The sequence below is a fragment of the Pseudomonas sp. GW823-FHT05G12 genome, assembly GCF_058795575.1.
This window is the reverse complement of record NZ_CM179501.1, coordinates 864,663-887,871: the sequence shown is the minus strand read 5'-3', so window position 1 is coordinate 887,871 and position 23,209 is coordinate 864,663. Positions and strand designations below refer to the sequence as shown.

At 60.1% G+C, this 23,209-nt stretch carries 20 protein-coding genes, 1 tRNA gene and 2 pseudogenes; 17 read left to right on the top strand and 6 right to left on the bottom strand.

The genetic code is table 11. The features are described 5' to 3' along the window. Nucleotides 1–297: 297 nt before the first annotated feature. The 17 genes and pseudogenes from AC3RCM_RS04115 (at nt 298) to AC3RCM_RS04035 (ending at nt 16,337) form a co-directional block, all read left to right on the top strand. A complete protein-coding gene (locus AC3RCM_RS04115; protein WP_231114221.1) occupies nt 298–1,491 on the top strand; it encodes an MFS transporter in 1,194 nt (397 codons plus the stop codon). Nucleotides 1,492–1,514: 23 nt separating this feature from the next. After that, the gene (locus AC3RCM_RS04110; RefSeq protein WP_064490923.1) at nt 1,515–2,132 is read left to right on the top strand and encodes a CDP-alcohol phosphatidyltransferase family protein; all 618 of its coding nucleotides are present in this window, start codon (nt 1,515–1,517) and stop codon (nt 2,130–2,132) included. A 12-nt stretch (nt 2,133–2,144) separates the two neighbouring features. Further along, nucleotides 2,145–3,455: an ATP-grasp domain-containing protein gene (locus AC3RCM_RS04105; protein WP_064490922.1), complete on the top strand. Its 1,311-nt coding sequence runs from the start codon at nt 2,145–2,147 to the stop codon at nt 3,453–3,455. Between the two features lie 59 nt (nt 3,456–3,514). Then, a pseudogene (locus tag AC3RCM_RS04100) lies at nt 3,515–3,916 on the top strand (PEP/pyruvate-binding domain-containing protein); the annotation flags it as partial. Nucleotides 3,917–3,998: 82 nt separating this feature from the next. Continuing rightward, nucleotides 3,999–5,864, top strand: a complete 1,866-nt coding sequence (locus AC3RCM_RS04095; RefSeq protein ID WP_492629387.1) for a PEP-utilizing enzyme — start codon at nt 3,999–4,001, stop codon at nt 5,862–5,864. Beyond that, the gene (locus AC3RCM_RS04090; RefSeq protein WP_064490921.1) at nt 5,861–6,463 is read left to right on the top strand and encodes a type 1 glutamine amidotransferase; all 603 of its coding nucleotides are present in this window, start codon (nt 5,861–5,863) and stop codon (nt 6,461–6,463) included. Before AC3RCM_RS04095 ends, AC3RCM_RS04090 begins: the two co-directional genes overlap by 4 nt. After that, nucleotides 6,460–7,185 (top strand): phosphocholine cytidylyltransferase family protein, encoded by a 726-nt coding sequence (locus AC3RCM_RS04085; protein WP_064490920.1) that lies wholly within the window; start codon nt 6,460–6,462, stop codon nt 7,183–7,185. The genes AC3RCM_RS04090 and AC3RCM_RS04085 overlap by 4 nt, the downstream gene beginning before the upstream one ends. Before the next feature lie 84 nt (nt 7,186–7,269). Beyond that, nucleotides 7,270–7,398 (top strand): annotated as a pseudogene (locus tag AC3RCM_RS04080) (IS5/IS1182 family transposase); the annotation flags it as partial. Nucleotides 7,399–7,653: 255 nt separating this feature from the next. Beyond that, nucleotides 7,654–9,375, top strand: a complete 1,722-nt coding sequence (locus AC3RCM_RS04075) for a tetratricopeptide repeat protein (protein WP_064490919.1) — start codon at nt 7,654–7,656, stop codon at nt 9,373–9,375. Nucleotides 9,376–9,379: 4 nt separating this feature from the next. Then, nucleotides 9,380–9,997 (top strand): lipoprotein insertase outer membrane protein LolB, encoded by a 618-nt coding sequence (gene lolB, locus AC3RCM_RS04070; RefSeq protein ID WP_010951969.1) that lies wholly within the window; start codon nt 9,380–9,382, stop codon nt 9,995–9,997. Between the two features lie 4 nt (nt 9,998–10,001). Then, nucleotides 10,002–10,862, top strand: a complete 861-nt coding sequence (ispE, locus tag AC3RCM_RS04065) for a 4-(cytidine 5'-diphospho)-2-C-methyl-D-erythritol kinase (protein WP_019750445.1) — start codon at nt 10,002–10,004, stop codon at nt 10,860–10,862. Between the two features lie 20 nt (nt 10,863–10,882). Continuing rightward, nucleotides 10,883–10,957, top strand: a tRNA-Gln gene (locus AC3RCM_RS04060). 48 nt (nt 10,958–11,005) lie between these two features. After that, on the top strand, nt 11,006–11,947 hold the full coding sequence (locus tag AC3RCM_RS04055) for a ribose-phosphate pyrophosphokinase (RefSeq protein WP_003247410.1): 942 nt from the start codon (nt 11,006–11,008) through the stop codon (nt 11,945–11,947). A gap of 118 nt (nt 11,948–12,065) precedes the next feature. Then, on the top strand, nt 12,066–12,659 hold the full coding sequence (locus AC3RCM_RS04050; RefSeq protein ID WP_003247411.1) for a 50S ribosomal protein L25/general stress protein Ctc: 594 nt from the start codon (nt 12,066–12,068) through the stop codon (nt 12,657–12,659). A gap of 79 nt (nt 12,660–12,738) precedes the next feature. Next, complete coding sequence (gene pth / locus AC3RCM_RS04045; protein ID WP_003247413.1) at nt 12,739–13,323, top strand: aminoacyl-tRNA hydrolase; 585 nt, start codon at nt 12,739–12,741, stop codon at nt 13,321–13,323. Nucleotides 13,324–13,347: 24 nt separating this feature from the next. Then, nucleotides 13,348–14,448, top strand: a complete 1,101-nt coding sequence (gene ychF, locus AC3RCM_RS04040; RefSeq protein ID WP_003247414.1) for a redox-regulated ATPase YchF — start codon at nt 13,348–13,350, stop codon at nt 14,446–14,448. Between the two features lie 176 nt (nt 14,449–14,624). Further along, nucleotides 14,625–16,337, top strand: coding sequence for a SulP family inorganic anion transporter (locus tag AC3RCM_RS04035; protein ID WP_010951966.1), 1,713 nt, complete (start codon nt 14,625–14,627; stop codon nt 16,335–16,337). An 18-nt stretch (nt 16,338–16,355) separates the two neighbouring features. Here AC3RCM_RS04035 and AC3RCM_RS04030 read toward each other — a convergent pair whose 3' ends face one another. Genes AC3RCM_RS04030 through ppk2 form a run of 6 tightly spaced genes read right to left on the bottom strand, consistent with a single transcriptional unit; the run spans nt 16,356 to nt 23,166 of the window. After that, nucleotides 16,356–17,378 carry a DUF2955 domain-containing protein gene (locus AC3RCM_RS04030; RefSeq protein ID WP_020190536.1) on the bottom strand — a complete coding sequence of 341 codons (1,023 nt, stop codon included), beginning with the start codon at nt 17,376–17,378 and terminating at the stop codon, nt 16,356–16,358. Next, the gene (locus AC3RCM_RS04025; protein ID WP_020190535.1) at nt 17,368–18,465 is read right to left on the bottom strand and encodes an HlyD family secretion protein; all 1,098 of its coding nucleotides are present in this window, start codon (nt 18,463–18,465) and stop codon (nt 17,368–17,370) included. The genes AC3RCM_RS04030 and AC3RCM_RS04025 overlap by 11 nt, the downstream gene beginning before the upstream one ends. Continuing rightward, on the bottom strand, nt 18,462–19,976 hold the full coding sequence (locus AC3RCM_RS04020; RefSeq protein ID WP_064490917.1) for an efflux transporter outer membrane subunit: 1,515 nt from the start codon (nt 19,974–19,976) through the stop codon (nt 18,462–18,464). Before AC3RCM_RS04020 ends, AC3RCM_RS04025 begins: the two co-directional genes overlap by 4 nt. Before the next feature lie 3 nt (nt 19,977–19,979). Further along, a complete protein-coding gene (locus AC3RCM_RS04015; protein ID WP_064490916.1) occupies nt 19,980–21,077 on the bottom strand; it encodes an AI-2E family transporter in 1,098 nt (365 codons plus the stop codon). Nucleotides 21,078–21,117: 40 nt separating this feature from the next. Further along, nucleotides 21,118–22,314: a monovalent cation:proton antiporter-2 (CPA2) family protein gene (locus AC3RCM_RS04010; RefSeq protein WP_064490915.1), complete on the bottom strand. Its 1,197-nt coding sequence runs from the start codon at nt 22,312–22,314 to the stop codon at nt 21,118–21,120. A gap of 36 nt (nt 22,315–22,350) precedes the next feature. After that, nucleotides 22,351–23,166, bottom strand: coding sequence for a polyphosphate kinase 2 (gene ppk2, locus AC3RCM_RS04005; protein ID WP_064490914.1), 816 nt, complete (start codon nt 23,164–23,166; stop codon nt 22,351–22,353). Nucleotides 23,167–23,209: the final 43 nt, after the last annotated feature.

The following is a 23,209-nucleotide window of genomic DNA, read 5'->3' as shown; positions in this document are numbered from 1 at the left end:
GGACCTAGTCTTGACACTGCTACATCGATATTTCTCACTGAGACAGCGATACGAATTGGATAGCATCGAGCTATCAGTCCGTCAGTTTATTTGTAGCTATTAATTTTGCCGATTATTAGAAGTTTTGTTGATGAGGATCAGCAGCGGTAATGATGAACTGAAATGATGCACACTTACTTGGTGACACACCAACAACAAGCATTTTTATATTTCAGTTTTGTTAAGCTTATCTTAAAACGATTTCCAATGCAGGGTATGCTTCGTGCATGGCAGGAAGCTATATAATAGGCACGCGCAATGGAAGAATTTGAAGCATCTCGTAGGCACTCAGTGCTACTTTGGGGCGTTAACTTGTGTGCTATTTCGGCCTCTACGCTGAGCTATATTTATTTTTCCTACTATATTTATGCTCATACTGCTAGTCTAATACTTTCCCAAGTAGTGCTGTTTGCACCAATGGTTCTGCCGGTAATTCTTGTCGCTCCAATCTACCGACTGGCTGACTATCTAGCGCCACGCACGTTGCTGTGGAGTGCCAACTTGCTGTCGCTGGGCTGCGCGGCGGCCACCTACAAGATCCTGCCACATCATGTGGAAGTCGCCGTGTTAGGCGCGGTAGTCATTGGCACCCTGGATGCGCTGCAACGGGTAGGGCGTATTGTTGCCATCAAGTGTTATTTCCCGGGTGCGCAAATCGCCAGCTCAGTGCCTCTGACACTCACCGCACAATTCATTGCCGGCGGCCTGGCAGGCATCAGTCTGCTACTGTTCAAAGCCAACATGACGCCTGGGTTAGCCCTGCTCATTACTGTCAGTCTTTTTTCCATCGCGGCTTTGGCGGCCTATCTACTACCTGCGCCAACAAAGCCTCCGATCACCGTGCAGGTCGCACCAAGACTATTGACTGCCCTTGGTTCGCTTTTGCAGGAGTATCCCGCGCTACGCCTCAGCCTCTATCAGTTCATCATCTTCGTCAGCCTTTTTCAGGGCTTCTTCAATGTGTCCAGGGTGCTGTTACCGGCCCATGTGCTGGGCTTGGGAGAGGTGTATGTCGGTTTGTTGCAGGCCGTCAATAGTGTGGCAGCTTTGGTGGGCGCAGTACTGTTCTATCGTTTGGGCAAGTGTAATGTGCAACCGCTACCTATGCCGATGGCTGTAGTCAGCGGCCTGTTCATGATGCTCGCAGCGTTCGGCCATGATATTCAGTCCAGTTACATCGCGTATTTTCTCTACATATTCTTTTTCGAACTGGCATTTTTCAAATTGCAAGCCGATCTTGTCAGGAGCACACCTACCAGCGCCATGCCGTTGATGGCATCTGTCCAGTATGCGGGGGTCTACTTAGGCATGATAATCACCATCTTCGCCGGATCAATACTGGTTAAGTATGTTGGCCTGTTCAGCACGAGCATTATCTTCGTTGCTTTCTATTTCGTCGCATCCAACGCCCTGCGAACGACAGTTACGATCAAGGGAAAACAACCTGTCTAAATAATTTCTTCAAGGAGAACAATATGCCCACATTGGCGCGTGTGTTTCCGTTCGTCCGTCTTTTGGATTTGGCGAACATATTAACAATGTTCAATATCGGCCTGGCCTTCGGTACTGTTTATTTTGCGTTGCAAAGACGGTTTGTTCTGGCGGCGACGGTGATTTGCCTGGCCGCGATGCTCGATTTCCTTGACGGCCACATAGCCCGGCGCTACCTGGCTGCGAACAGCGCGCAACGGGCCTTCGGCAAGCATCTAGACAGTTTTGCCGACTTGCTCAATTTCAGCATCACGCCAGCCCTTGTCATCCTAATCCTCGACCAGTCTCTTTCGGCCACGCTGGCCGCAGTAACTCTGGTTTTCACGGCCATTTTGCGGCTATCGCTGTTTGGCATGCCCGGCACATCGGCTGGCGGGGGATATCAGGGGCTACCCACCACATATTCAGGATTTGTCTTTGCGCTGGCGCTGATGGGGTTATCGGCCGGGCATTACGGTGCCGGTGTGATCGTCGGCCTAATGGCCCTGGTCGGCATCCTCCAGGTCACCAGCTTGAGAATTCCCAAGTATGGCGCACCTTCGACGGTCGCTTGCTTCGCAATGCTGTTCGGGCTCAGCACTATTTACTTTCATCCCTGGTAATCCGAGGTTCCAATGAAACACGTGGTTTTCGTCGACAGCACCGTAAGCGGCCTGCTGGCTTTTGAGGCAGCCAAACGGCTTGGCTGCCACGTCACCTTCATTCATCAGCGCGACGCCTCGTTCCTGACGATCTCGATCAAGGACGACACCTCCCGTCTCGAGCCTTACCTGCGATATGTGGATGCTTATTTGCGTATCGATAATCTGGAAGGCGGCGAATTCAGCCGGTTGTTGGCCAACCTGCACGCAGAGCGCCCTATTGACGCCCTGATCTCTACCTCTGAAGCAGCCATAGTACCGGTGGCGCGGGAGGCCCAGCGCATCGGCACCCTCTACCCGAGGTACGAAGCTCTGTGCGGGGCGGTATACAAGAGTCGACTGCGCGAAACGCTGCGGGCACACGGACTACGCTCTCCTGATTTTGAAGTACTAAGCGAGGAGCAACTGATCAATGGGGTCGTTCCGAGTTTGTCGCTGCCATTCGTTGTCAAGCCGACCCGAGGGTTCGCCAAGCAGTTTTCCGCCATTTGCCATAGCCAGACCGACTTTGACGCCTTTCTCGCCGAGCTGCGCCAGAGTCGCAAGGGTGCTGATCCTATGATCGACCACTTGGTAAGCCGCGACTATCTGGTCGAGCAATACATCGACGGTACATTGCATTCAGCGGAAGTCATCGTCCAGGACAGCAAGGTCTCCTGCTTTGCGACCACCATCCGTTTCCGCGCCGACTATAGCGAAATATTAGAAATGACCGCGACCATGCCGTCAGGCCTTGACGCAGCACAGCGCGACGAGATCAAAGCATATGTGCAGGCAGTGTTCAGCGCTCTGGGGCTGGATTTTGGCCTTTATCATGTTGAACTGTTGCGCGATGCCAAAGGGCCCTGTCTAGTGGAGATCAACGCACGCATGATGGGTAGCGTAGCGCCGCAGATGTACCGGATGCTGACCGGCATCGACCCGTTCGAACTGCTAGTCCGTCTGCACCTGGGCGAGCCCATTCTAATTGACGACTCAGTGCTTCAGCGCGCAGGTAGCGTCGTAACTGTCGCCTCCCGCAATGGCGGTCATATCGCCCACGACTACGACCCCGACACCCTACAGCCATTACTGGACAAGTACGCCATCCGGTTTTGCACCGCCCACGTTGCGCCTGGCCAGGCGGTAAACGTCTATAGCGGCAACATCGGCACAATTGGCCACGTCATCGTTGAGGACGACTGCCCCCACTCTGCGGCGAAAAAGGGCAATCGCTTCCTGCGCGAGCTGTCCTCACTTTACGGCCTTGAACTCGCGACTTATACCGGCGCCGAGTTGGCTTAAACCTGACATGAACTGACAGCCCCCTGCAACGGACTGATTCGACTGATTAGGGAAGACATATGCACTCAGTAAATCCTTCTCCCGTGTTCGCTTTTTCCGGCAAGGCCGATACCCTGCAGCAACTGGCACCACTTCTGAGCACCGGGCAAGTGTTGCCCCTTCGTCGATTCACCGTGGCACAGTGGCGGGAGGACTGGCAGGCAGTGATCGCGCACTGTCAGGCGTTCTTTGGCGATGAGCCGCTGATTGTACGATCCAGCTGCCTGGCCGAAGACCGCGACGGCCATTCCGGTGCAGGAATGTACGCGTCAGTTCTAGATGTGTGTGGCGGCCAGGCACTCGGCGAAGCCATCAAGACGGTGATCGCCTCCTACGGCCTAGCTCGCGAGCGCGATGAGGTGCTGGTGCAGCAGATGGCGAGAGGAGTATTGGCCAGCGGAGTGGCGATGACCCGTGATCCAGAGACGGGTTTGCCATATTACGTAGTTGACTATGTACCAGGTGCCAGCACTGACGGTGTCACTAACGGCAACGAGACTGTGCATGCTTTCGTCTCCCTTGGCAAGCGAGCCTGCGGAATTACCAGGGCTGTTTGCGTTGCTCGAAGAGGTACAAGTTCTAACCGGGCGCGATGCCTTGGACATAGAGTTCGCGATCACTGTCGATGGCCCTCTGCTATTCCAAGTGCGTCCCATGACCGCAGATGGGCCCCGTAATGCCAGCGCACTTGCCGACGCCCAACTACGCAAAGTTTTGGAGCACGAGGTTTCCCAGCTCGAAGAGCTGATCTGCAAGCAACACCATCTGCGTCCTACGTCGACCGCCTTCCTTGGCCTTATGCCGGACTGGAACCCGGCGGAAATGATCGGTACCAAGCCGCGGGCGCTAGCCTACTCGCTATATAAGGAGCTGATCACTGACCTTAATTGGGCCTCTGCCAGATTCCGATACGGCTACCGGGATCTGCGGCGCAAACCGCTGATGTACCAGGTGGGTGGCTCTCCTTACATCTGCATTGCCCACAGCATCGAGTCATTCATCCCTGCCTCGGTACCTCAAGATGTTGCCGAGCGCGTAGTCGAACAGTGCGGCGAGTACTTGGCCATGCATCCTCATCTGCATGACAAGATCGAGTTCGCGATCATTCCTACTTGCTTCACGCCAGAGCTTACTAGCCCCGATGCCGCTGCCGCGCTGCCGGCGCTCCGGACTCTTAGTACCAAACAGCACGAATGCTACCTGAACGAGCTACGCCAGTTGACCGAGCACATTATTTCCCCCAGCGGCCCGTTCTTCTCCGACCTGACACGTCTACCGAGTATTACTGACAAGGTGCAGAGTTTAATGGCGAGGCAACCTCGGGGCGAGTCCTTGCAACGTATGAGGAATGCTCTATCGGCGGCCAACGTGGTCGCTGAAGTATTCGCTGGCGCTGCCCGTGCAGCGTTCGTCGGTACCGCAATAATTAAATCGCTGGAAACAGCGGGGGTAGTATCTGCCGGTTTCATCGATCATGTGACCGGAGGGGTCAATAGTATCGGTCGCGAGATGGCCAACGATTTCCAGACTTTGCATAAGGACGATTTCCTAAAGCTCCACGGTCATGTCCGGCCGGGGACCTACGATATACGTGTGGCGCGCTACGACGAGACTCCGGAGAGTTATTTTGACTGGCAGCGCCCATTACAACGCCCCCCAAAATCTACGAACGGGCTAACTGTATCTCGGGCCCAGGTCAACGCCATGCAGCAAGCTTTCGACCAGTGCGGTCTTAACGTTTCCGCCGAGCAGTTCCTCCAATTTGCTCAAGCCGCTATTGCATCGCGCGAGAAGCTCAAATACCTCTATGCAGCGTTTGTTTCGGATGTTTTGCGCTCACTATGCGATTGGGGGGAGGTACATGGTCTTGACCGCGACCAACTCAGCTTTGCGCAAATCACCGACTTTACCAGCGGTTACGCCGACATCGATCACAACCGTTTGCACCAAGCGATTGCCCACAACCGTAGCCGCTGGTATGAAACGCAGTTAGTCCGTACGCCAAGCATCATCTGTCAGCCGCAAGATCTATTCGGCCATCGAGTGCACTGGTGCAATCCCAACTTCATCACTCGAAGTGCCACTCATGCGCGGGTGGCCCATGTGCTTCCAGGGCAATTGGCACCGGACATAGAGGGTTGCATTGTCTTAATCGAAAATGCTGATCCGGGTTTTGATTGGATTTTTACCCACCGCATTGCTGGTTTCATCACCGCCTACGGAGGCGAGAACTCGCACATGTCGATCCGAGCGCGAGAGTTCGCCATTCCCGCAGCTATCGGCGTGGGCGATACTCGATTCAAAACCCTATTGGCGGCGACAAGCCTGCTGCTCGACTGCGCCGAGCGGCGTATACAGGTGCTGGCATGATTTTGATTGGGCTGACCATGCTCAGGCAGTTCAACGCCGAACGCCAGGAATGGCGGGACGCGCTCGACCAGCGCTGGGTTGAATTCTTAGGCCAATGTGGGCTGACCCCGCTGTACCTTCCAAACGATCCGAGAGTCAGCATGGCGTTAGTCCAATCATTGCGCCCTCAGGGCCTCCTGCTTACTGGTGGAGGGAGTTGCAAGGCCCTGAGTGGGTCAGCCGACACACGCGACGTCACTGAGAGGGTCTTGCTTGATCTTGCGGAAAATCTAAGGCTTCCGGTGCTCGGTGTATGCCGCGGCATGCAGGTAATGTTGACGCGAGCTGGCGGCACTTTGGAACGCTTGGCCGGCCATGTAGGTGAGCACATGATCAACATGCAAGAACAACGGCGGCGAGTGAATTCCTATCATGAATACGGCTTTCGCGAGGCGCCCGACGGCTACCGCGTACTAGCCCTGGCCGACGACGGCGTGATCGAGGCTGTGTATGACGACCACCGTCGGCATACCGGGATCATGTGGCACCCCGAGCGAGAACTACCTGCCGATCCATTGGATATTCAACGCGTGCGACATGCCTTCGGAGCTTTTTCATGAAAGCCATCATTCTTGCTGCAGGTCGCGGGAGCCGCTTACAAGCCCTGACCGATGAACGCCCCAAGGCCTTGGTACCCTTTAACGGTGTGCCACTGCTACAGCGCGCGATTGAAACGCTCCGTCGATGCGATGTCAGCGAGGTTGGCATCGTTGCAGGCTATCGAAGCGAAATGCTTGCACCATTCGCCGACACTTTGTTTCACAACCACCGCTGGCACAGCTCCGGTATTTTCAGCTCTCTAAATTGCGCCAGCGATTGGTTGAGCGCAGAGCCTTGCCTTGTTAGCTACGGTGACATCTTCTACGACAGCACCCTAGTATCCGAGCTAATTAACCATCCAGCCGATATTGTCCTGGGCTACGATCCCGCTGCAGTGCGTCTCTGGCAGCAACGCTTCAACGATCCGCTACCAGATCTGGAGAACTTCCGCTTAGTCGATGGATGGGTGAGCGCTATTGGACAGACCGCTACCAGTCTTGAAGTCATTCAGGGCCAGTACATGGGCTTGTTCAAAGTCACGCCAGCGGGTTGGCAGACGTTGAAAAAGCAATTGCAAGGGCTCACGCCTCAGGCACGCGACCAAACTGACATGACATCGCTTTTAGGGATACTAGTCAGCGAAGGTTTTCCAGTCGCCGGCGTGGCGACGCACGCTCCCTGGGGAGAAATTGACTGCCCCAGCGACGTGGCACTATACGAGCGGATCTATCCTGACCGGTGATCTCGACAAAATTGTCGGTGCGACTAACCCTGACGGTAGATTCGAGGATCGCGGCGGATAAATGGCTCAAGGTTTTTCAGGCTGCACGTGGTTGAAAACGCCTTCGCCCGGTTGAAGCACTAGCGGGCGGCCGCATCGCGCTTCGACAAGCTCAAGCGGAATTATGAAAGCGCAGTGGCCATGGCCTGCGCCTTTCTTTGGCTACCCATGTGAAACGGGAACAGCCCCTAACTCCGCACATTACGCTTCTCATGGCGCTTGTGCTTTCCCATTTCCTGCTTCCAGGGACGTAAAATATACAGGCAGGGGCTGGGTCATTGCGTCAGAAGCCCCCTCGAACCTCTCCCCCACCCCGCTGTCCTACTCAGCACCACCCAGCCTGTAAACCACGACCTTCGCAGGTGGGTTTGCCCCCGCGCTTGTGTCATCATGCTCCGACCGCCGGTGAGTCCTCCTATAAGCCTTTCTATGAACAAACCATACGCATTGCTGCTTGCCTTCGCCCTGCTACAGGGCTGCCAAAGCCTGGCCCCGCAAAAGGCCGAGCCTCCCGTCGCCGAAGCTGGCAAGGGCGAGGCGGAAAAGCCCGTGGTGTATGGCTCGTTCAAGCAGGACACACTCTATAGCCTGTTGGTGGCAGAGCTGGCCGGCCAGCGCAACCGTTTCGACATCGCCTTGGCCAACTACACCGATCAGGCGGCAAAAACCCAGGACCCAGCAGTTTCCGAGCGCGCCTACCGCATTGCCGAGTACCTCGGCGCCGACGAGCCGTCACTGGAGAATGCACTGGTCTGGGCGCGCAACGACCCACAGAATCTCGACGCCCAGCGCGCCGCCGCCATCCAGCTGGCCCGCGCCGGCCGCTATGACGAGTCCATGGCCTACATGGAAAAGGTACTGCAGGGCCAGGGCGACACCCACTTCGACTTCCTCGCCCTGTCCGCAGCCGAAACCGACCAGAGCACCCGCGACGGCCTGCTACACAGTTTCGAACGCCTGCTGGTGAAATACCCCGACAACGGCCAGCTGATATTCGGCAAGGCCCTGCTGCTGAACCAGGACGGCAAGACCGAAGAAGCCCTGGAACTGCTCGAGTCGCACCCGGCACAAAACGGCGAAGTCGCCCCGATCCTGCTGCGCGCCCGTCTGCTGCAGGCCCTGGACCGAGGTCCAGAGGCCCTGCCACTGCTGCGCGGGGCGATTCGCGACAACCCGGACGACAAACGCCTGCGCCTGACTTACGCTCGCACCCTGGTCGAACAGGACCGTATCGCCGATGCCAAAGGCGAGTTCATCAGCCTGGTCCAGCAATACCCCGATGATGACGAATTGCGCTACTCGCTGGCGCTGGTGTGCCTGGAGAACAAAGATTGGGATGAAGCCGAAGGCTACTTGCAAGAGCTGGTCGAGCGCGACAGCTACGTTGACGCCGCGCACCTGAACCTGGGCCGCATCCACGAGGAGCGCCACGACCCTGCTGGCGCTCTGCGTGAATACGCCCTGGTCGGCCCGGGCCCAGACTACCTGCCGGCACAGCTGCGCCAGGCCGACATCCTGATCGCCAACGGCCGCGGCACCGAGGCCTCGCGCCTGCTCGCCGACGCGCGCGAAGCCCAGCCAGACTACGCCATCCAGCTATTCCTGATCGAATCGGAAAGCTACAGCAACAACAACAAGGACGCCCAGGCCAACCAGGTGCTGCAACAAGCCATCAAGCGCTACCCGGACGACCTCAACCTGCTTTACACCCGCGCCATGCTGGCCGAGAAGCGCAACGATTTGACGCAGATGGAAAAAGACCTGCGCGCCATCATCACCCGCGAGCCAGAAAACGCCATGGCCCTGAACGCCCTCGGCTACACACTGGCCGACCGCACCACCCGCTATGCCGAAGCCAAGGCGCTGATCGACAAGGCCCACCAGCTGACCCCCGATGACCCGGCAGTGCTCGACAGCCTGGGTTGGGTCAACTATCGCCTGGGCAACCTCGACGCAGCTGAAACCTACCTGCGCCAGGCCTTTGCCAACTTCCCCGACCACGAAGTGGCCGCCCACCTGGGCGAAGTGCTGTGGGCCAACGGCAAGCGCCGCGAAGCCCGCCAGGTATGGGCCAAGGGCTTCGAAGCCCAGGCCGACAGCCCTATCCTGCGCAAGACCCTCTTGCGCCTGACCGGATCCGAGACTCTTTAACGCCATGTTCCTGCGCCATTGCATCACCTTTACCTTGATCGCCCTGCTGGCCGGCTGCGCCGGCTTCGGTAGCCGTGAGGCCCTGCAGGGCCACGGCGACCCGCAACAGTGGCGCGCCCACAAAGCGCAGCTGAGCAGCCTCGATGGCTGGCAGATCAACGGCAAGGTCGGCATCCGCGCCCCGCGCGATTCCGGCAGCGGTACGCTGTTCTGGCTGCAACGCCAGGACTATTACGACATTCGCCTGGCCGGCCCGCTGGGCCGTGGGGCCGCGCGCCTTACCGGCCGCCCGGGTGGCGTGGTGCTGGAAGTGGCCAACCAGGGCCGCTACGAAGCCACCAGCCCGGAAGCCCTGCTGGAAGAACAACTGGGCTGGCAGCTGCCGGTTTCGCACCTGGTCTGGTGGGTGCGCGGCCTGCCCGCCCCCGACAGCAAGAGCAAGCTGACCCTGGATGGCGACAGCCGCCTGGCCAGCCTGGACCAGGATGGCTGGCAGGTGCAGTACCTGAGCTACACCGAACAGAACGGCTACTGGTTGCCCGAGCGCCTGAAGCTGCACGGCAAGGACCTGGACGTGACCCTGGTGGTCAAGGACTGGCAGCCGCGCCAGCTGGGGCACTGATCACATGCAAAAGCTCACCCTGCCCGCCCCGGCCAAGCTCAACCTGTGGCTGCACATCATCGGCCGCCGCGCAGACGGCTACCACGAACTGGAAACGGTGTTCCAGTTTCTCGACCACGGCGACGAACTGAGTTTCGCCCTGCGTGACGATGGCGTGATCCGCTTGCACACCGAGATCGAGGCCGTCCCCCACGACAGCAACCTGATCGTACGGGCCGCGCGCATGCTGCAAGCACAATCGGGCACCACGCTTGGCGCCGACATCTGGCTGACCAAGGTACTGCCCATGGGCGGAGGTATCGGCGGTGGCAGCTCAGACGCCGCGACCACCCTGCTGGCCCTGGCCCACCTGTGGCAACTGGACTGGGACGAAGACCGCCTGGCCGCACTGGGCCTGAGCCTGGGCGCCGATGTGCCGGTGTTCGTACGCGGCCACGCAGCGTTCGCGCAAGGTGTAGGCGAACAGCTGACACCGGTCGACCCGATCGAACCCTGGTATGTCGTGCTGGTGCCGCAAGTGTCTGTCAGCACAGTAGAAATTTTTTCACATCCGCAGTTGACACGTGATTCTCTCCCCCTTAAGATGCGCCCCGTTCCCGAGGGAAACAGTCGAAATGACTGCCAACCGGTGGTAGAGCAGAATTACCCAGAAGTTCGCAATGCGTTGAATTCACTGGGAAAATTCACTGAGGCTCGACTAACCGGCACTGGAAGTTGTGTGTTTGGGGCCTTCCCAAGCAAAGCCGAAGCTGATAAAGTTCTGGCCCTTCTTTCAGCGACCCAAACAGGGTTTGTGGCGAAAGGAAGCAATATTTCGATGTTGCATCGCAAGCTGCAAAGTCTGGTCAAGAAGTCGAGCGCATGAGCGTTCGCAGCAACAGATACAGGGGCGTCGCCAAGCGGTAAGGCAGCAGGTTTTGATCCTGCCATGCGTTGGTTCGAATCCAGCCGCCCCTGCCATTTTCCTTATACTCATCCAGGTATACCCTCAGCCTTCAGGTACTGCGCGTGTCCAAGATGATGGTCTTTACGGGGAACGCTAACCCCGATCTGGCTCGGCGTGTCGTACGTCAGCTGCATATCCCTCTCGGTGACGTCTCTGTCGGTAAATTCTCCGACGGCGAGATCAGTACTGAGATCAATGAAAATGTTCGCGGTAAAGACGTTTTCATTATTCAGCCGACCTGCGCCCCGACCAACGATAACCTGATGGAACTGGTAGTGATGGCCGACGCCTTCCGCCGCTCCTCAGCATCCCGAATCACCGCCGTGATTCCCTACTTCGGATATGCCCGCCAGGACCGCCGTCCGCGTTCGGCACGTGTAGCCATCAGCGCCAAAGTTGTTGCTGACATGCTCACTGTCGTAGGTATCGACCGTGTACTCACCGTCGACCTGCACGCTGACCAGATCCAAGGCTTCTTCGATATCCCCGTCGACAACATCTACGGCTCGCCCGTACTGGTTGACGACATCGAAGACCAGCGTTTCGAGAACCTGATGATCGTCTCCCCGGACATCGGTGGTGTCGTGCGCGCACGCGCTGTCGCCAAGTCCCTGGGCGTCGATCTGGGTATCATCGACAAACGCCGCGAAAAGGCTAACCACTCCGAGGTTATGCACATCATCGGCGACGTCGAAGGGCGCACCTGCATCCTGGTAGACGACATGGTCGACACCGCCGGCACCCTGTGCCACGCGGCCAAGGCCCTGAAAGAGCACGGCGCTGCCAAGGTTTACGCCTATTGCACGCACCCTGTCCTGTCGGGCCGCGCAATCGAGAACATCGAGAAGTCGGTACTGGACGAGCTGGTGGTGACCAACACCGTTCCGCTGTCCGCCGCTGCTCAAGCCTGTGATCGTATCCGCCAGCTGGATATCGCACCGGTTGTCGCTGAAGCGGTACGCCGCATCAGCAACGAAGAATCGATCAGCGCGATGTTCCGCTAAGCGGGACACGTGTTGATGTGAAGCGCCCCGCCCCAACCTGTGTTGGGGCGGGGCTTTTTTGCCATCCCCGTTGGCGCTGGTCGCAAACGCCCTCGGGGGGCTATTTTGGAGAAACAAAATGACTGATTTTATTCTGAACGCCCAAGCGCGTACTGACCTGGGGAAAGGTGCGAGCCGCCGCCTGCGTCACTCGCTGAGCATCCCAGCCGTTGTCTACGGTGGTGATAAAGAAGCTCAATCCCTGACCATCCTGGCCAAGGAAATCACCAAGCTGTTCGAAAACGAAGCTGCCTTCAGCCACGTTATCGAACTGAACGTTGACGGTGTTAAGCAGAACGTCATCATCAAGGCCATGCAGCGCCACCCAGCCAAGCAGTTCATCATGCACGCTGACTTCGTTCGCGTCGTTGCTGGCCAGAAGCTGACCGCCAAGGTTCCGGTTCACTTCATCAACGAAGAAGCCCCGGTCAAGAAAGGCGGCGAGATCTCCCACGTTGAGTCCGAGATCGAAGTTTCCTGCGAAGCCAAAGACCTGCCTGAGTTCATCGAAGTTGACCTGGGCAACGCCGAAATCGGCACCATCATCCACCTGTCGGACCTGAAAGCTCCGAAAGGCGTAGAGTTCGTCGCTCTGGCCCACGGTGATGACAAAGCTGTTGCCAACGTTCACGCTCCACGCGTTGCTCCAGAAGCAGAAGGCGCTGCCGAGTAATCCACTCGCACGCCGGCGTTGATCGGGTTACAGTGCCGCGCGCACTGTAACCCACCAACTCCAAGGAAGAGCCCCTGACGTGACCGCCATCCAGTTGATCGTTGGCCTGGGTAACCCCGGCCCCGAATACGAACAGACCCGGCATAACGCAGGGGCTCTTTTCGTTGAACGCCTTGCCAGCGCCCAGCGTGTTTCGCTGACCGCTGACAAAAAGTATTTCGGCCTGACGGCTAAATTCAGCCATCAGGGCAACGACGTTCGTTTGTTGATCCCCACCACCTACATGAACCGCAGCGGCCAGTCCGTAGCGGCCTTGGCCAATTTCTTCCGCATCAAGCCGGAAGCGATACTGGTGGCACACGACGAACTCGATCTGCCCCCAGGCGTTGCCAAGCTCAAGCGCGGCGGCGGCCATGGTGGGCACAACGGCCTGCGCGACATCATCGCGCAGCTCGGCAACCAGAACGACTTCCACCGCCTGCGGCTTGGCATCGGCCACCCGGGTGACGCCAAACTGGTATCCAACTTCGTCCTGGGCCGCGCGCCGCGCGCCGAGCAGGAGAAGCTCGACGCCAGCATCGATTTTGCCCTCGGCGTGCTGCCGGACGTGCTTGCCGGCGACTTCGCCAAGGCGATGCGCGAGCTGCACAGCCAGAAGGCCTGATTTCCTTTAGAGAGGGGAATACCCATGGGTTTCAATTGCGGCATCGTCGGCCTGCCCAACGTCGGCAAGTCCACCCTGTTCAACGCCCTGACCAAGTCTGGCATCGCGGCGGAGAATTTCCCTTTCTGCACCATCGAGCCGAACAGCGGCATCGTGCCTATGCCCGACGCTCGCCTGGCTGCGCTGGCTGAAATCGTCAAGCCAAACCGCATCCTGCCGACCACCATGGAATTCGTCGACATCGCCGGCCTGGTTGCCGGTGCCTCGAAAGGCGAAGGCCTGGGCAACAAGTTCCTCGCCAACATCCGCGAGACCGACGCCATTGCCCACGTGGTGCGCTGCTTCGAAGACGAGAACGTGATCCACGTTTCCAACAGCGTCGACCCCAAGCGTGACATCGAGATCATCGACCTCGAACTGATCTTCGCCGACCTCGACAGCTGCGAAAAGCAACTGCAGAAGGTAGCCCGCAACGCCAAGGGCGGCGACAAGGACGCCTTGGCGCAAAAGGCCATTCTGGAAAAGCTGATCCCGCACTTTACCGAAGGCAAGCCTGCGCGCAGCCTGATGAAGCACATGGCTGACGACGAAAAGGCCGTCATCCGTGGCTTCCACTTGCTGACCAGCAAACCGGTGATGTACATCGCCAACGTGGCCGAAGACGGCTTCGACAACAACCCGCACCTGGACGTGGTCAAGGCCATTGCCGAGGAAGAAGGCGCGGTAGTGGTGCCGGTGTGCAACAAGATCGAAGCAGAAATCGCCGAGCTGGAAGACGGTGAAGAGAAGGACATGTTCCTCGAGGCCCTGGGCCTGGAAGAGCCTGGCCTGAACCGCGTGATCCGCGCCGGTTACGAGCTGCTGAACCTGCAGACCTACTTCACTGCCGGCGTGCAGGAAGTACGCGCCTGGACCGTTCGCGTCGGAGCCACTGCCCCGCAGGCAGCCGGCGTTATCCACACCGACTTCGAAAAAGGCTTCATCCGCGCTGAAGTGGTGGCCTATGACGACTTCATCCAGTTCAAGGGTGAAGCCGGTGCCAAGGAAGCCGGTAAGTGGCGTCTGGAAGGCAAGGATTACATCGTCAAAGACGGCGACGTGATGCACTTCCGCTTTAACGTCTAAGCGGTAACCAGCAGCACACACAAACCCCTTGAGGCTTGCGCTTCAAGGGGTTTTGTTTTGCCCAGACATGCGCGCCCTTGGCAGGGGCGGCCTTGTGTCGTGCCAGGCCGCAAAGCGGCCCCCGCCTTCAGCATCTAAGCTGAGGTTCAGCGCCCTTCTCGCCCAGAGCCGACACCATGCCCCAACCCACTCGTTTCGACTGGCAACGCTGGCTCCCTGGCCTGGTCACCCTGCTCCACTACAAGGCAGCCTGGCTACCCAAGGACATCGCCGCCGGCCTGGTTCTCACCACCATGCTGGTGCCTGTGGGCATCGCCTACGCCGAGGCTTCCGGCGTCCCCGGCATCTATGGCCTGTACGCCACCATCATCCCCCTGCTGGCCTATGCCCTGTTCGGTCCCAGCCGTATCCTGGTGCTGGGCCCGGACTCGGCGCTGGCCGCGCCTATCCTGGCTGTGGTGGTGCAATACGCGGCCAGCGACCCGCAGCGGGCGATCGCCATCGCCAGCATGATGGCCCTGGTCGCGGGGGCGTTCTGTGTGATTGCCGGGCTGCTGCGCCTGGGCTTCATCACCGAGTTGCTGTCCAAGCCCATCCGCTATGGGTACATGAACGGCATCGCCCTGACCGTATTGATCAGCCAGTTGCCCAAGCTGTTCGGCATCAAAGTCGACAGCGAAGGCCCCTTGCGCGACCTTTGGTACTTGGGCCAGGCGCTATACGCCGGCCAAGGGCACTGGCCAAGCTTTGTCGTGGGTGCCGGTAGCCTGGCGCTGATTCTGCTGCTCAAACCGTTCAAGCGCCTGCCGGGCATCCTGATCGCCGTGGTACTGGCGACGCTGGCAGTGAGCGTGTTCAACCTCGATCAGATGGGCGTCAAGGTACTCGGGCAATTGCCTCAGGGCCTGCCCGGCTTCGTCTTCCCCTGGGTCAGCGACATTGACCTGGTCGAGGTGCTACTGGGCGGGATTGCAGTGGCGCTGGTGTCGTTTGCCGACACCAGTGTGCTGTCACGCTCCTATGCCGCGCGCCTCAAGATGCGGGTAAACCCCAACCAGGAAATGTTCGGCCTGGGCGTGGCCAACGTGGCCTCGGGGCTGTTCCAGGGCATCCCGATCAGCAGCAGTTCGTCACGCACCCCAGTGGCCGAAGCTGCCGGCTCGCAGACCCAGCTCACCGGCATCATCGGCGCCCTGGCGGTAACCCTGTTGCTGCTGGTAGCGCCCAATCTGATGCAGCACCTGCCTAACAGCGCTTTGGCTGCGGTGGTGATTGCCGCTGCACTGGGGCTGTTCGAATTTGCCGACCTCAAGCGTATCTTCCGCATGCAGCAGTGGGAGTTCTGGCTGTCGTTCACCTGCTTTGTCGGCGTGGCGGTGTTCGGCGCCATTCCCGGTATCTGCATTGCAGTGGCGGTGTCGGTGATCGAGTTCCTGTGGGACGGCTGGCGGCCGCATTACGCAGTGCTCGGCCGGGCCGATGGGCTGCGCGGCTACCATGACATACAGCGTTATCCACAGGCCCGGCGTATTCCAGGGCTGGTGCTGCTGCGCTGGGACGCGCCGTTGTTCTTTGCCAACGCCGAGCAGTTCCAGAACACAGTGATGGCGGCGGTAGACGCGTCGCCAACGCCTGTGCAGCGGGTGGTAATTGCCGCTGAGCCTGTGACCAGTATCGATATCACTTCGGCGGACATGCTGGCCGAGCTGGACCGGGCATTGGAGGCGCGGGGGGTGGAGTTGCAGTTCGCCGAAATGAAGGACCCGGTGAAGGACAAGATGCGGCAGTTCGAGTTGTTCGAACATATGGGGGAGAAGGCCTTTCATCCGACGGTGGGCGCAGCGGTGGATGCGTACCTGGAAGAGAGCGGGGTTGATTGGCAGCCCTGAATTGCCTGGAGAGCGGGCTTAACCGCGAAGAAGCCCGCGCCGACTCCGAAGCCGGTCAATCCAGATCAACATGCCGCTGGCGTACACCGATACCGCCAGAAACAGCGCCATACGCACCGCAAATGCCTTGTACACATCCTGCCCACCTGCACTGTCCTGCACCGACTGCCCCAGCAAGATCAACATGGTCGTCAGGCAACTGACCCAGTACGCCGGGCTCTGCCGGCTCGGCACCGCCTGGTACAGGCGCCGAGCCTGCCAAAGGGCGAACAGCAGTACCCACAAGAAGAACATCCACAGGTGAACGAACAGGCTCAGCGCTACCCACAGCGCTATCGCCAACACCCCGGCAAGCAAGGTTGAACCGATCAGCTCCCGGCTGGCGTGCCGCGCGCGGGTTTCGCCTGCTTGTTGCCCCACACTCACGGCCTTCATGATCAACGGCATGTACTGGTCAGGGGCGATCAATGCCAGCAGAAAGGCCGGCATCACGATCAACGTGGCACGCAGCGCCACCCAGCTGACATGCTCGCTACCCAGCAGCGGCGGCACCGGCGGTGCTGGCGCATTGGCAGGTTCGGGGAACAACGTATGCGCCACCGACGTGCCCAGCACTGCCAGCAGCATGCCTTTGGCCAGCGCTTCGACCACCGACAATGCCAGGGTGAAGTCACTGGTGCCGGCAGCGGCGATCATGGTCAGGCCGATCACCAGCAGGTTGGCCAGCAAGCCGTTGCCGCCCTTCAGCGCATAGCGCAAGGTCAGGAAAACACCCACCCCAACCAGTAACACCCCAGCCAACGGAGCATGGCGCAACAGCGGAATCAGCAGCAACCCGCTGCCGCAAGCGAGCAGCACTAGTAGCGCCAGGGCCGGTGCTGCACGCAGGGGCAATGGCTGACTGCGCATGGCCAGCAACAGCACCGCAAACACCGGCGCCAGGATCGGCACCGGCAAGCCGATACCAAAGCTCACCGCCAGGCACAGCGCCACGCCCCAGGCCAGGCGCAGTGCGCGCAGGCGGCGCAATTCAATAGGCATACGACAGCCAGCTCATCAGCCACATGAACAACCGGCCCAGCAGGTTCAGTGGGTTGCCTTCGCTAGGCAGGGCCATGACCTCGGCCTGCCCACCGACCCGCAGCACGGTCTTGTCCTGAAGCTGATCGCGCTCCAGTTCGACAATCACCGGAAAGCGCTGCGCCGAACGCAGCCACTCGCGGCTATTCTGCACGGTCGGCAGCGTACCCGGCGGCGTGCTCTGGCCCACGCTCACGCCATAGCCAATGCTGCGTATACGCCCTTTCAACACAGTGCCCGGTAGCGCATCGAGCACCACCAGCACCGGGGTTTCAGGGCGCAAGCGACCGAGGTTGTTCTCGGTCATGTCGGCACTTATCCACACGTCATGGATACTGATCAGGGTCATCATCGGGCTACCTGCCCCGACATAGTGGCCAACGTCTGTGCGCAGGTCGGTGATCAGCCCGTTTGCGTCGGCACGCACCACGGTACGGGCAAGGTCCAGGCGCGCCTTTTCCACATTGGCCGCAGCACTGCGCAGCTGGGCGTTGTCTTCCTGTGCCCCGCCCTGCTGCTCACGGGCGCGCTCCACCTCGGCGCGGGCTGCCGCCACTTGGCTGATGGCCTGGTCGCGGGTGGCCTGGGCTCCTTCCAGGCGGCGCACCGACACCGTACCGGGGTCTTCGTCAATCAGCCGTTTGAGGCGCTCGGCGTCCTGCCGCGCCTTGCGTTCGTTGGCCTGGGCGGCCACCAGCGCTGCCTGCGCCGAATCGATACCAGCGGTACTGGCGCCGATCTGCCGGCGCACGGTATCAAGGTCGGCTTCGGCGCGGGCCAGGGCAATGCGGTACTGCTCCTGATCGAGTTCGAACAGCACATCGCCCTGGCGCACCTCCTGGTTGTTGCCCACGGCCACACGCTTGATCTGCCCGGCCACTTCGGCGGCCACCGGGACTACGTAAGCCTGCAGGCGAGCTTGCTGGGTGTACGGCGTATAGCGGTCAGCCAGCAAGTACCAGAGCAGGCTGACGGCAATCAGCAGCAGCACCCAGCGCATGCCGCGATCCGGGGCTGACGGGGGCGGCGTGGGCGTGGCGTCGCTCATTCGGTTTCACCTTGTGCATGCGCGGTGTGGGCTGGCTCGTCGAGCAACTCGCCCCAGTCGGTGCGTTGCTGCATTTGCTGGCGGGTGGCCGGGTCGATCGGCGCGCGGCTGGCGTCCCAACCACCACCCAGGGCCTTGTACAACGTCACCAGGCTGCTGACCGCGTTGCCACGGCTGACCAGGTAGCCGTCCTGTTGCTGCAACAGCAGTTGCTGAGCATCGAGCACCCGCTGAAAATCGGCGAAGCCTTCGCGATACTGCGAGCTGGCCAGATTCAGCGAGCGCTGTGCAGCCTGAGAGGCCTGGTCGCGAATGGTTGCACTCTGCAGCGAGCGCACCAGCCCGCTGGCAGCATCGTCGGCCTCACGGGCGGCTTCGCGCACGCCCTGCTGGTACAACTCGATCAGTTGCTGCAAGCGGGCATCTTCCACACGTACGGTGTTCTTGCGCCTGCCATAGTCGAACGGGTTCCAGATCAGGCTTGGGCCAGCCGCCAGGTCGAAGGTGTCGGGCAGATGATTGGCCGATAGGAAGGTCCAGCCGATACTGCCGAGCAAGCTCAGCTGTGGATAAAGATCGGCCTCGGCCACCCCGACCAGCGCCGACTGCGCCGCCACTGCCTGCTCGGCGGCGCGGATGTCCGGGCGGCGCTGCAGCAGGCTGGCAGGTACATCCTGCAACACTGCCCGGTTGGGCAAGGGCAGTTGGCCATGCCCGGCCTCCAGCTGCGGCAGCGGCCCGGGCGGGCGGCCAAGCAGCGAGCACAGTACGTTGCGCAGGGCGTTGAGCTGGTTCTCGAACTCGGGAATGGTGGCCAGGGTCGCCAGGTATTGAGTACGCGCCTGCTGCCAGTCGAGCTCGTCGTTTTCGCCGTGGCGGAACAACCGCTCGGTAATCTCCAGGCTACGCGCCTGGCGCTTGGCGTTCTCTTGTGCGATCGCCAGCCGCGCTTCGGCGGTACGCAGGGCAAAGTAGGTGTCGGCCACTTGCGCACGCAGCAGCAGCATGGCATCGGCGTAGTTGGCCTGGGAGGCGAAGTAGACGGCATCGGCGCTTTCGATGGCGCGACTGAAGCGGCCCCAGAAGTCAATTTCCCAGCCGATGTCGAAGCCCACGCTGGATTGCCAGAACACCGAATCACGGGCCGAAGGCGTACCAGACTGATTCTGCTTCAGGTACAGGCTTTGCGCACTCAGTTGCTGCAGCTGCGGATAACGCCCGGTCTGCACGATGGCCAACTGGGCACGAGCTTCAGCGATACGCAGGCCAGCCACGCGCAGGTTGGTGTTGTTGGCATCGGCCTCGGCTATCAACGCGTCCAGGGTCGGGTCGGCAAACACCGCCCACCACTGGCGCAGGTCGGGCGCCGCCGCGCTGCGCCCTGCCTGCTCCAGCATTGGCGTGCTCCAGCCGTCCAGCCACGGCGCTTGGGGCTTCTCGAAATCCGGACCAACCTGAGTGCAACCGGCCAGCACCATCAGCAGCCCCAGGCCATAGCAGCGGTTGGGCATGGCCTAGGCGGCAGGGGGTGCCGGTTGCTCCGGCACCTGCAGCGCAACCCATTGCCAGAACAGCACGTACGTCACGCCGAGGATTACCGGGCCGATGAACAAGCCGATGATGCCTTTGACCACCATGCCGCCCAATGCCCCAATCAGTACCACCGGCATCGGTACATCAACCCCGCGCCCCAGCAGCAGCGGCTTGAGCACGTTGTCGGCAAGGCCGGCGACGAAGGTGTAGATGGCAAAAATGATGGTCGCCACCGTGAAGCCTTCGGCGTTGAACACATAAATGATCACCGGCAAGGTCACCAGCGTCGCCGGGGCCTGTGCAATGCCCAGCATGAGGATGACGATGGCCAGCATCCCGGCACCGGGAACCCCTTTGATGACAAAACCAACACCGATCAGCAGCATCTGGATGAAGGCAATGCCGATCACCCCTTGTGCCACCGCGCGAATGGTGGCCGTGCACAGCGTGGCCAAGGGTTTACCGCGCTCTGCGCCTGAAACCCGCATGGCGATGCGTTGGGTAGCGATTTCACCTCGTTCACCGAAGGCCATGATGACCCCGGAAATGATGATTGCGCCGATGAACAGAAGGAAGGCCCCGCCGGCGCTGGCCGCAGCGCCCAGCACCGTTAGCCCGGCCCCCTTGATCTGGGGCATCCACTGATTCAGTACACTGGCCATGTTTTCGGAGGCCGCCAACCACAGCGCGTGCACCTTCGGCCCGATCAGTGGCCAGGCCGCCACGGAATCAGGCGGGACCGGCACGCTCCAGGCGCCGCTCTTGAGTAGCGTCACCAGGCTGTCCACCGATTCGCCGATGGACATCACTACCAGGTAGATAGGCACCAGCAGCAGCACCAGAACCAATAGCACCACCAGCGTCGCCGCATAGCCTTGCTTGAGCCCGGTGCGGCGCTGGATGCGGCAATGCAACGGGTACAAGGTGACCGCCAGAATCACCGCCCACAGCATCAACTCCAGGAACGGCTGGAACACCTGGAAGGCGAAGATCACCAAGGCTGCCACCAGACCGGCCTTGATCAGCACATCGAGCAAGCCCCGCGAAAGGGCGCTGTCCAACTTGAAACTCGACTGCATGATTCATCTCCCGATATTCAATGCACCAGCACGGCGCAATTCACTGCCCCGTTTCAGGGGATGCCTGCACAGGGCTGTCATCGCGCAGCTGCCGCGCCAAGGCCATCATGACCAAGGGCACCACCGCCATCGACAAGGTGATGGCCAGCACCAGCAGGTCGTGTACTGCTTGCGTGAGCACTTGGTGCTCCAGCGCCAGCTTGAACACCACGAAGGCGAACTCGCCCCCCGAAGCCAGCACCACGCCCAGGCAGAGCGCCTGGGCCTTGTTGAGCCCACCCATCGTGCGCCCCAGGCCATACAACAAGGGCAGCTTGATGGCGACCAGCAGCAACGTCAGGCCCAACACCATCAGCGGCATGCCGAACAGCAGGCGCAGGTCGGCACTCATACCTACGCCAACGAAGAACAATCCAAGAAACAGGCCTTTGATCGGCTCGATCTGGGTTTCCAGTTCGTGGCGAAACGGCGACTCGGCCATCAGCACACCGGCCAGGAAGGCCCCCAGCGCCATCGACACACCCACATGCTCCATCAACCAGGCGGTGCCCAGCACGACCAGCAAGGCCGTGGCGGTCGACAGTTCAGGCAGGCCCGAACCCACCGTCCACTTGAATATCGGGGTCAGCAGATAACGGCCAAAAACAATCAGCACACCAATGCCGACAACCACAGCCAGCAAGGGCCAGGCACCTTCGTCAGCAGTGCTGACATCGCCACCGAGCAGCGGCACCACGGCAATCAAGGGAATGGCGGCAATGTCCTGGAACAGCAGGATGGCCACGGCCATGCGGCCATGAGGTTTGCCCAGGTCCTTGCGCTCGGCCAGTACCTGCAAGCCAAAGGCAGTGGACGACAGCGCCAGGCCCAGGCCCAGCACGATGGCGGCAGGTTTCGATTGGTCGAACAGCCAGAATGCCAGTAGCCCAAGCAGCACAGCGGTCAGCCCCACTTGCAAGCTGCCGACGCCAAATAGCGCCCGGCGCATGGTCCACAGACGCTTTGGGGACAGCTCCAGGCCAATCACGAACAACAGCATGACCACGCCCATTTCCGACAGCCGCGCCACGTTGTCCGGGTTGCCGAGCAGGCCAAACACCGACGGACCAATCAGGATACCCGCCAACAGGTATCCCGGTACTGCGCCCATTTTCAGACGCTGCGCCAGCGGTACCAGAAGTACCACCGCCAAAAGGAATACCACCGTCGCCTGCAACAGGCTGCCGTCATGTGGCATGAGCTCGTACCTTCGCAGCTCCCTGCTGGGAGGGGTTCAGAAGCGTTCTTCGACGAACTTGAACGGGTAGGCGACTGCCTTGTACTTGCCGATCTTGCCGCGTTTGGGCAGCTTCACCTGCTGGTCGCGGGTTATGTCCTTGTAGGGAATACGGCTGAGCAGGTGGCTGATGATATTCAGCCGGGCGCGACGTTTGTCGTTGGAATTGGCCATGAACCACGGTGCCCAAGCGGTATCCGACGCCTGGAACATTTCGTCACGCGCTTGGGTGTATTCATCCCAGCGGCTATACGACTTGAGGTCCATCGGCGATAACTTCCACAGCTTGCGGCCGTCGTTGATGCGGTCCTGCAGGCGCCGGGTCTGCTCATCGGCGCTGACTTCAAGCCAGTACTTGATGAGGATGATCCCCGAATCGACCATGACCCTTTCGAACACAGGTACACCGGCCAGAAACTTGTCCACTTGCTCACCAGAGCAAAAGCCCATTACCCGCTCAACGCCCGCTCGGTTGTACCAACTGCGATCAAAGATCACCACTTCGCCCGCCGCTGGCAGATGGCCCAGGTAGCGCTGCAGGTACATTTGGGTCTTTTCCCGCTCGGTCGGTGCGGGCAGGGCCACCACACGGAACACCCGTGGGCTGACACGCTCGGTAATGGCCTTGATGGTGCCGCCCTTGCCGGCGCCATCGCGGCCTTCGAAGACAATGCATACCTTCAGGCCCTTGGCCACCACCCACTCCTGTAGCTTCACCAGCTCTACATGCAGATTCTTGAGCGCTTTTTCGTAGGCCTTGCCGCCCAGTTTTTCTGGCTGTTTTTGGGGGGGCTTCCTGGACGGCTTCGACATGACACGCTCCTGAAGGCTGATGAAGAGTGAGTATGGTCGATTA

What these genes read in the sequence shown, in the direction of transcription:
- AC3RCM_RS04115 (WP_231114221.1), top strand. Translation starts at nt 298, where the DNA reads ATGGAAGAATTTGAAGCATCTCGTAGGCACTCAGTGCTACTTTGGGGC.
- AC3RCM_RS04110 (WP_064490923.1), top strand. Translation starts at nt 1,515, where the DNA reads ATGCCCACATTGGCGCGTGTGTTTCCGTTCGTCCGTCTTTTGGATTTG.
- AC3RCM_RS04105 (WP_064490922.1), top strand. Translation starts at nt 2,145, where the DNA reads ATGAAACACGTGGTTTTCGTCGACAGCACCGTAAGCGGCCTGCTGGCT.
- AC3RCM_RS04095 (WP_492629387.1), top strand. Translation starts at nt 3,999, where the DNA reads ATGCTTTCGTCTCCCTTGGCAAGCGAGCCTGCGGAATTACCAGGGCTG.
- AC3RCM_RS04090 (WP_064490921.1), top strand. Translation starts at nt 5,861, where the DNA reads ATGATTTTGATTGGGCTGACCATGCTCAGGCAGTTCAACGCCGAACGC.
- AC3RCM_RS04085 (WP_064490920.1), top strand. Translation starts at nt 6,460, where the DNA reads ATGAAAGCCATCATTCTTGCTGCAGGTCGCGGGAGCCGCTTACAAGCC.
- AC3RCM_RS04075 (WP_064490919.1), top strand. Translation starts at nt 7,654, where the DNA reads ATGAACAAACCATACGCATTGCTGCTTGCCTTCGCCCTGCTACAGGGC.
- lolB (WP_010951969.1), top strand. Translation starts at nt 9,380, where the DNA reads ATGTTCCTGCGCCATTGCATCACCTTTACCTTGATCGCCCTGCTGGCC.
- ispE (WP_019750445.1), top strand. Translation starts at nt 10,002, where the DNA reads ATGCAAAAGCTCACCCTGCCCGCCCCGGCCAAGCTCAACCTGTGGCTG.
- AC3RCM_RS04050 (WP_003247411.1), top strand. Translation starts at nt 12,066, where the DNA reads ATGACTGATTTTATTCTGAACGCCCAAGCGCGTACTGACCTGGGGAAA.
- ychF (WP_003247414.1), top strand. Translation starts at nt 13,348, where the DNA reads ATGGGTTTCAATTGCGGCATCGTCGGCCTGCCCAACGTCGGCAAGTCC.
- AC3RCM_RS04035 (WP_010951966.1), top strand. Translation starts at nt 14,625, where the DNA reads ATGCCCCAACCCACTCGTTTCGACTGGCAACGCTGGCTCCCTGGCCTG.
- AC3RCM_RS04030 (WP_020190536.1), bottom strand. Translation starts at nt 17,378, where the DNA reads ATGCCTATTGAATTGCGCCGCCTGCGCGCACTGCGCCTGGCCTGGGGC.
- AC3RCM_RS04025 (WP_020190535.1), bottom strand. Translation starts at nt 18,465, where the DNA reads ATGAGCGACGCCACGCCCACGCCGCCCCCGTCAGCCCCGGATCGCGGC.
- AC3RCM_RS04020 (WP_064490917.1), bottom strand. Translation starts at nt 19,976, where the DNA reads ATGCCCAACCGCTGCTATGGCCTGGGGCTGCTGATGGTGCTGGCCGGT.
- AC3RCM_RS04015 (WP_064490916.1), bottom strand. Translation starts at nt 21,077, where the DNA reads ATGCAGTCGAGTTTCAAGTTGGACAGCGCCCTTTCGCGGGGCTTGCTC.
- AC3RCM_RS04010 (WP_064490915.1), bottom strand. Translation starts at nt 22,314, where the DNA reads ATGCCACATGACGGCAGCCTGTTGCAGGCGACGGTGGTATTCCTTTTG.
- ppk2 (WP_064490914.1), bottom strand. Translation starts at nt 23,166, where the DNA reads ATGTCGAAGCCGTCCAGGAAGCCCCCCCAAAAACAGCCAGAAAAACTG.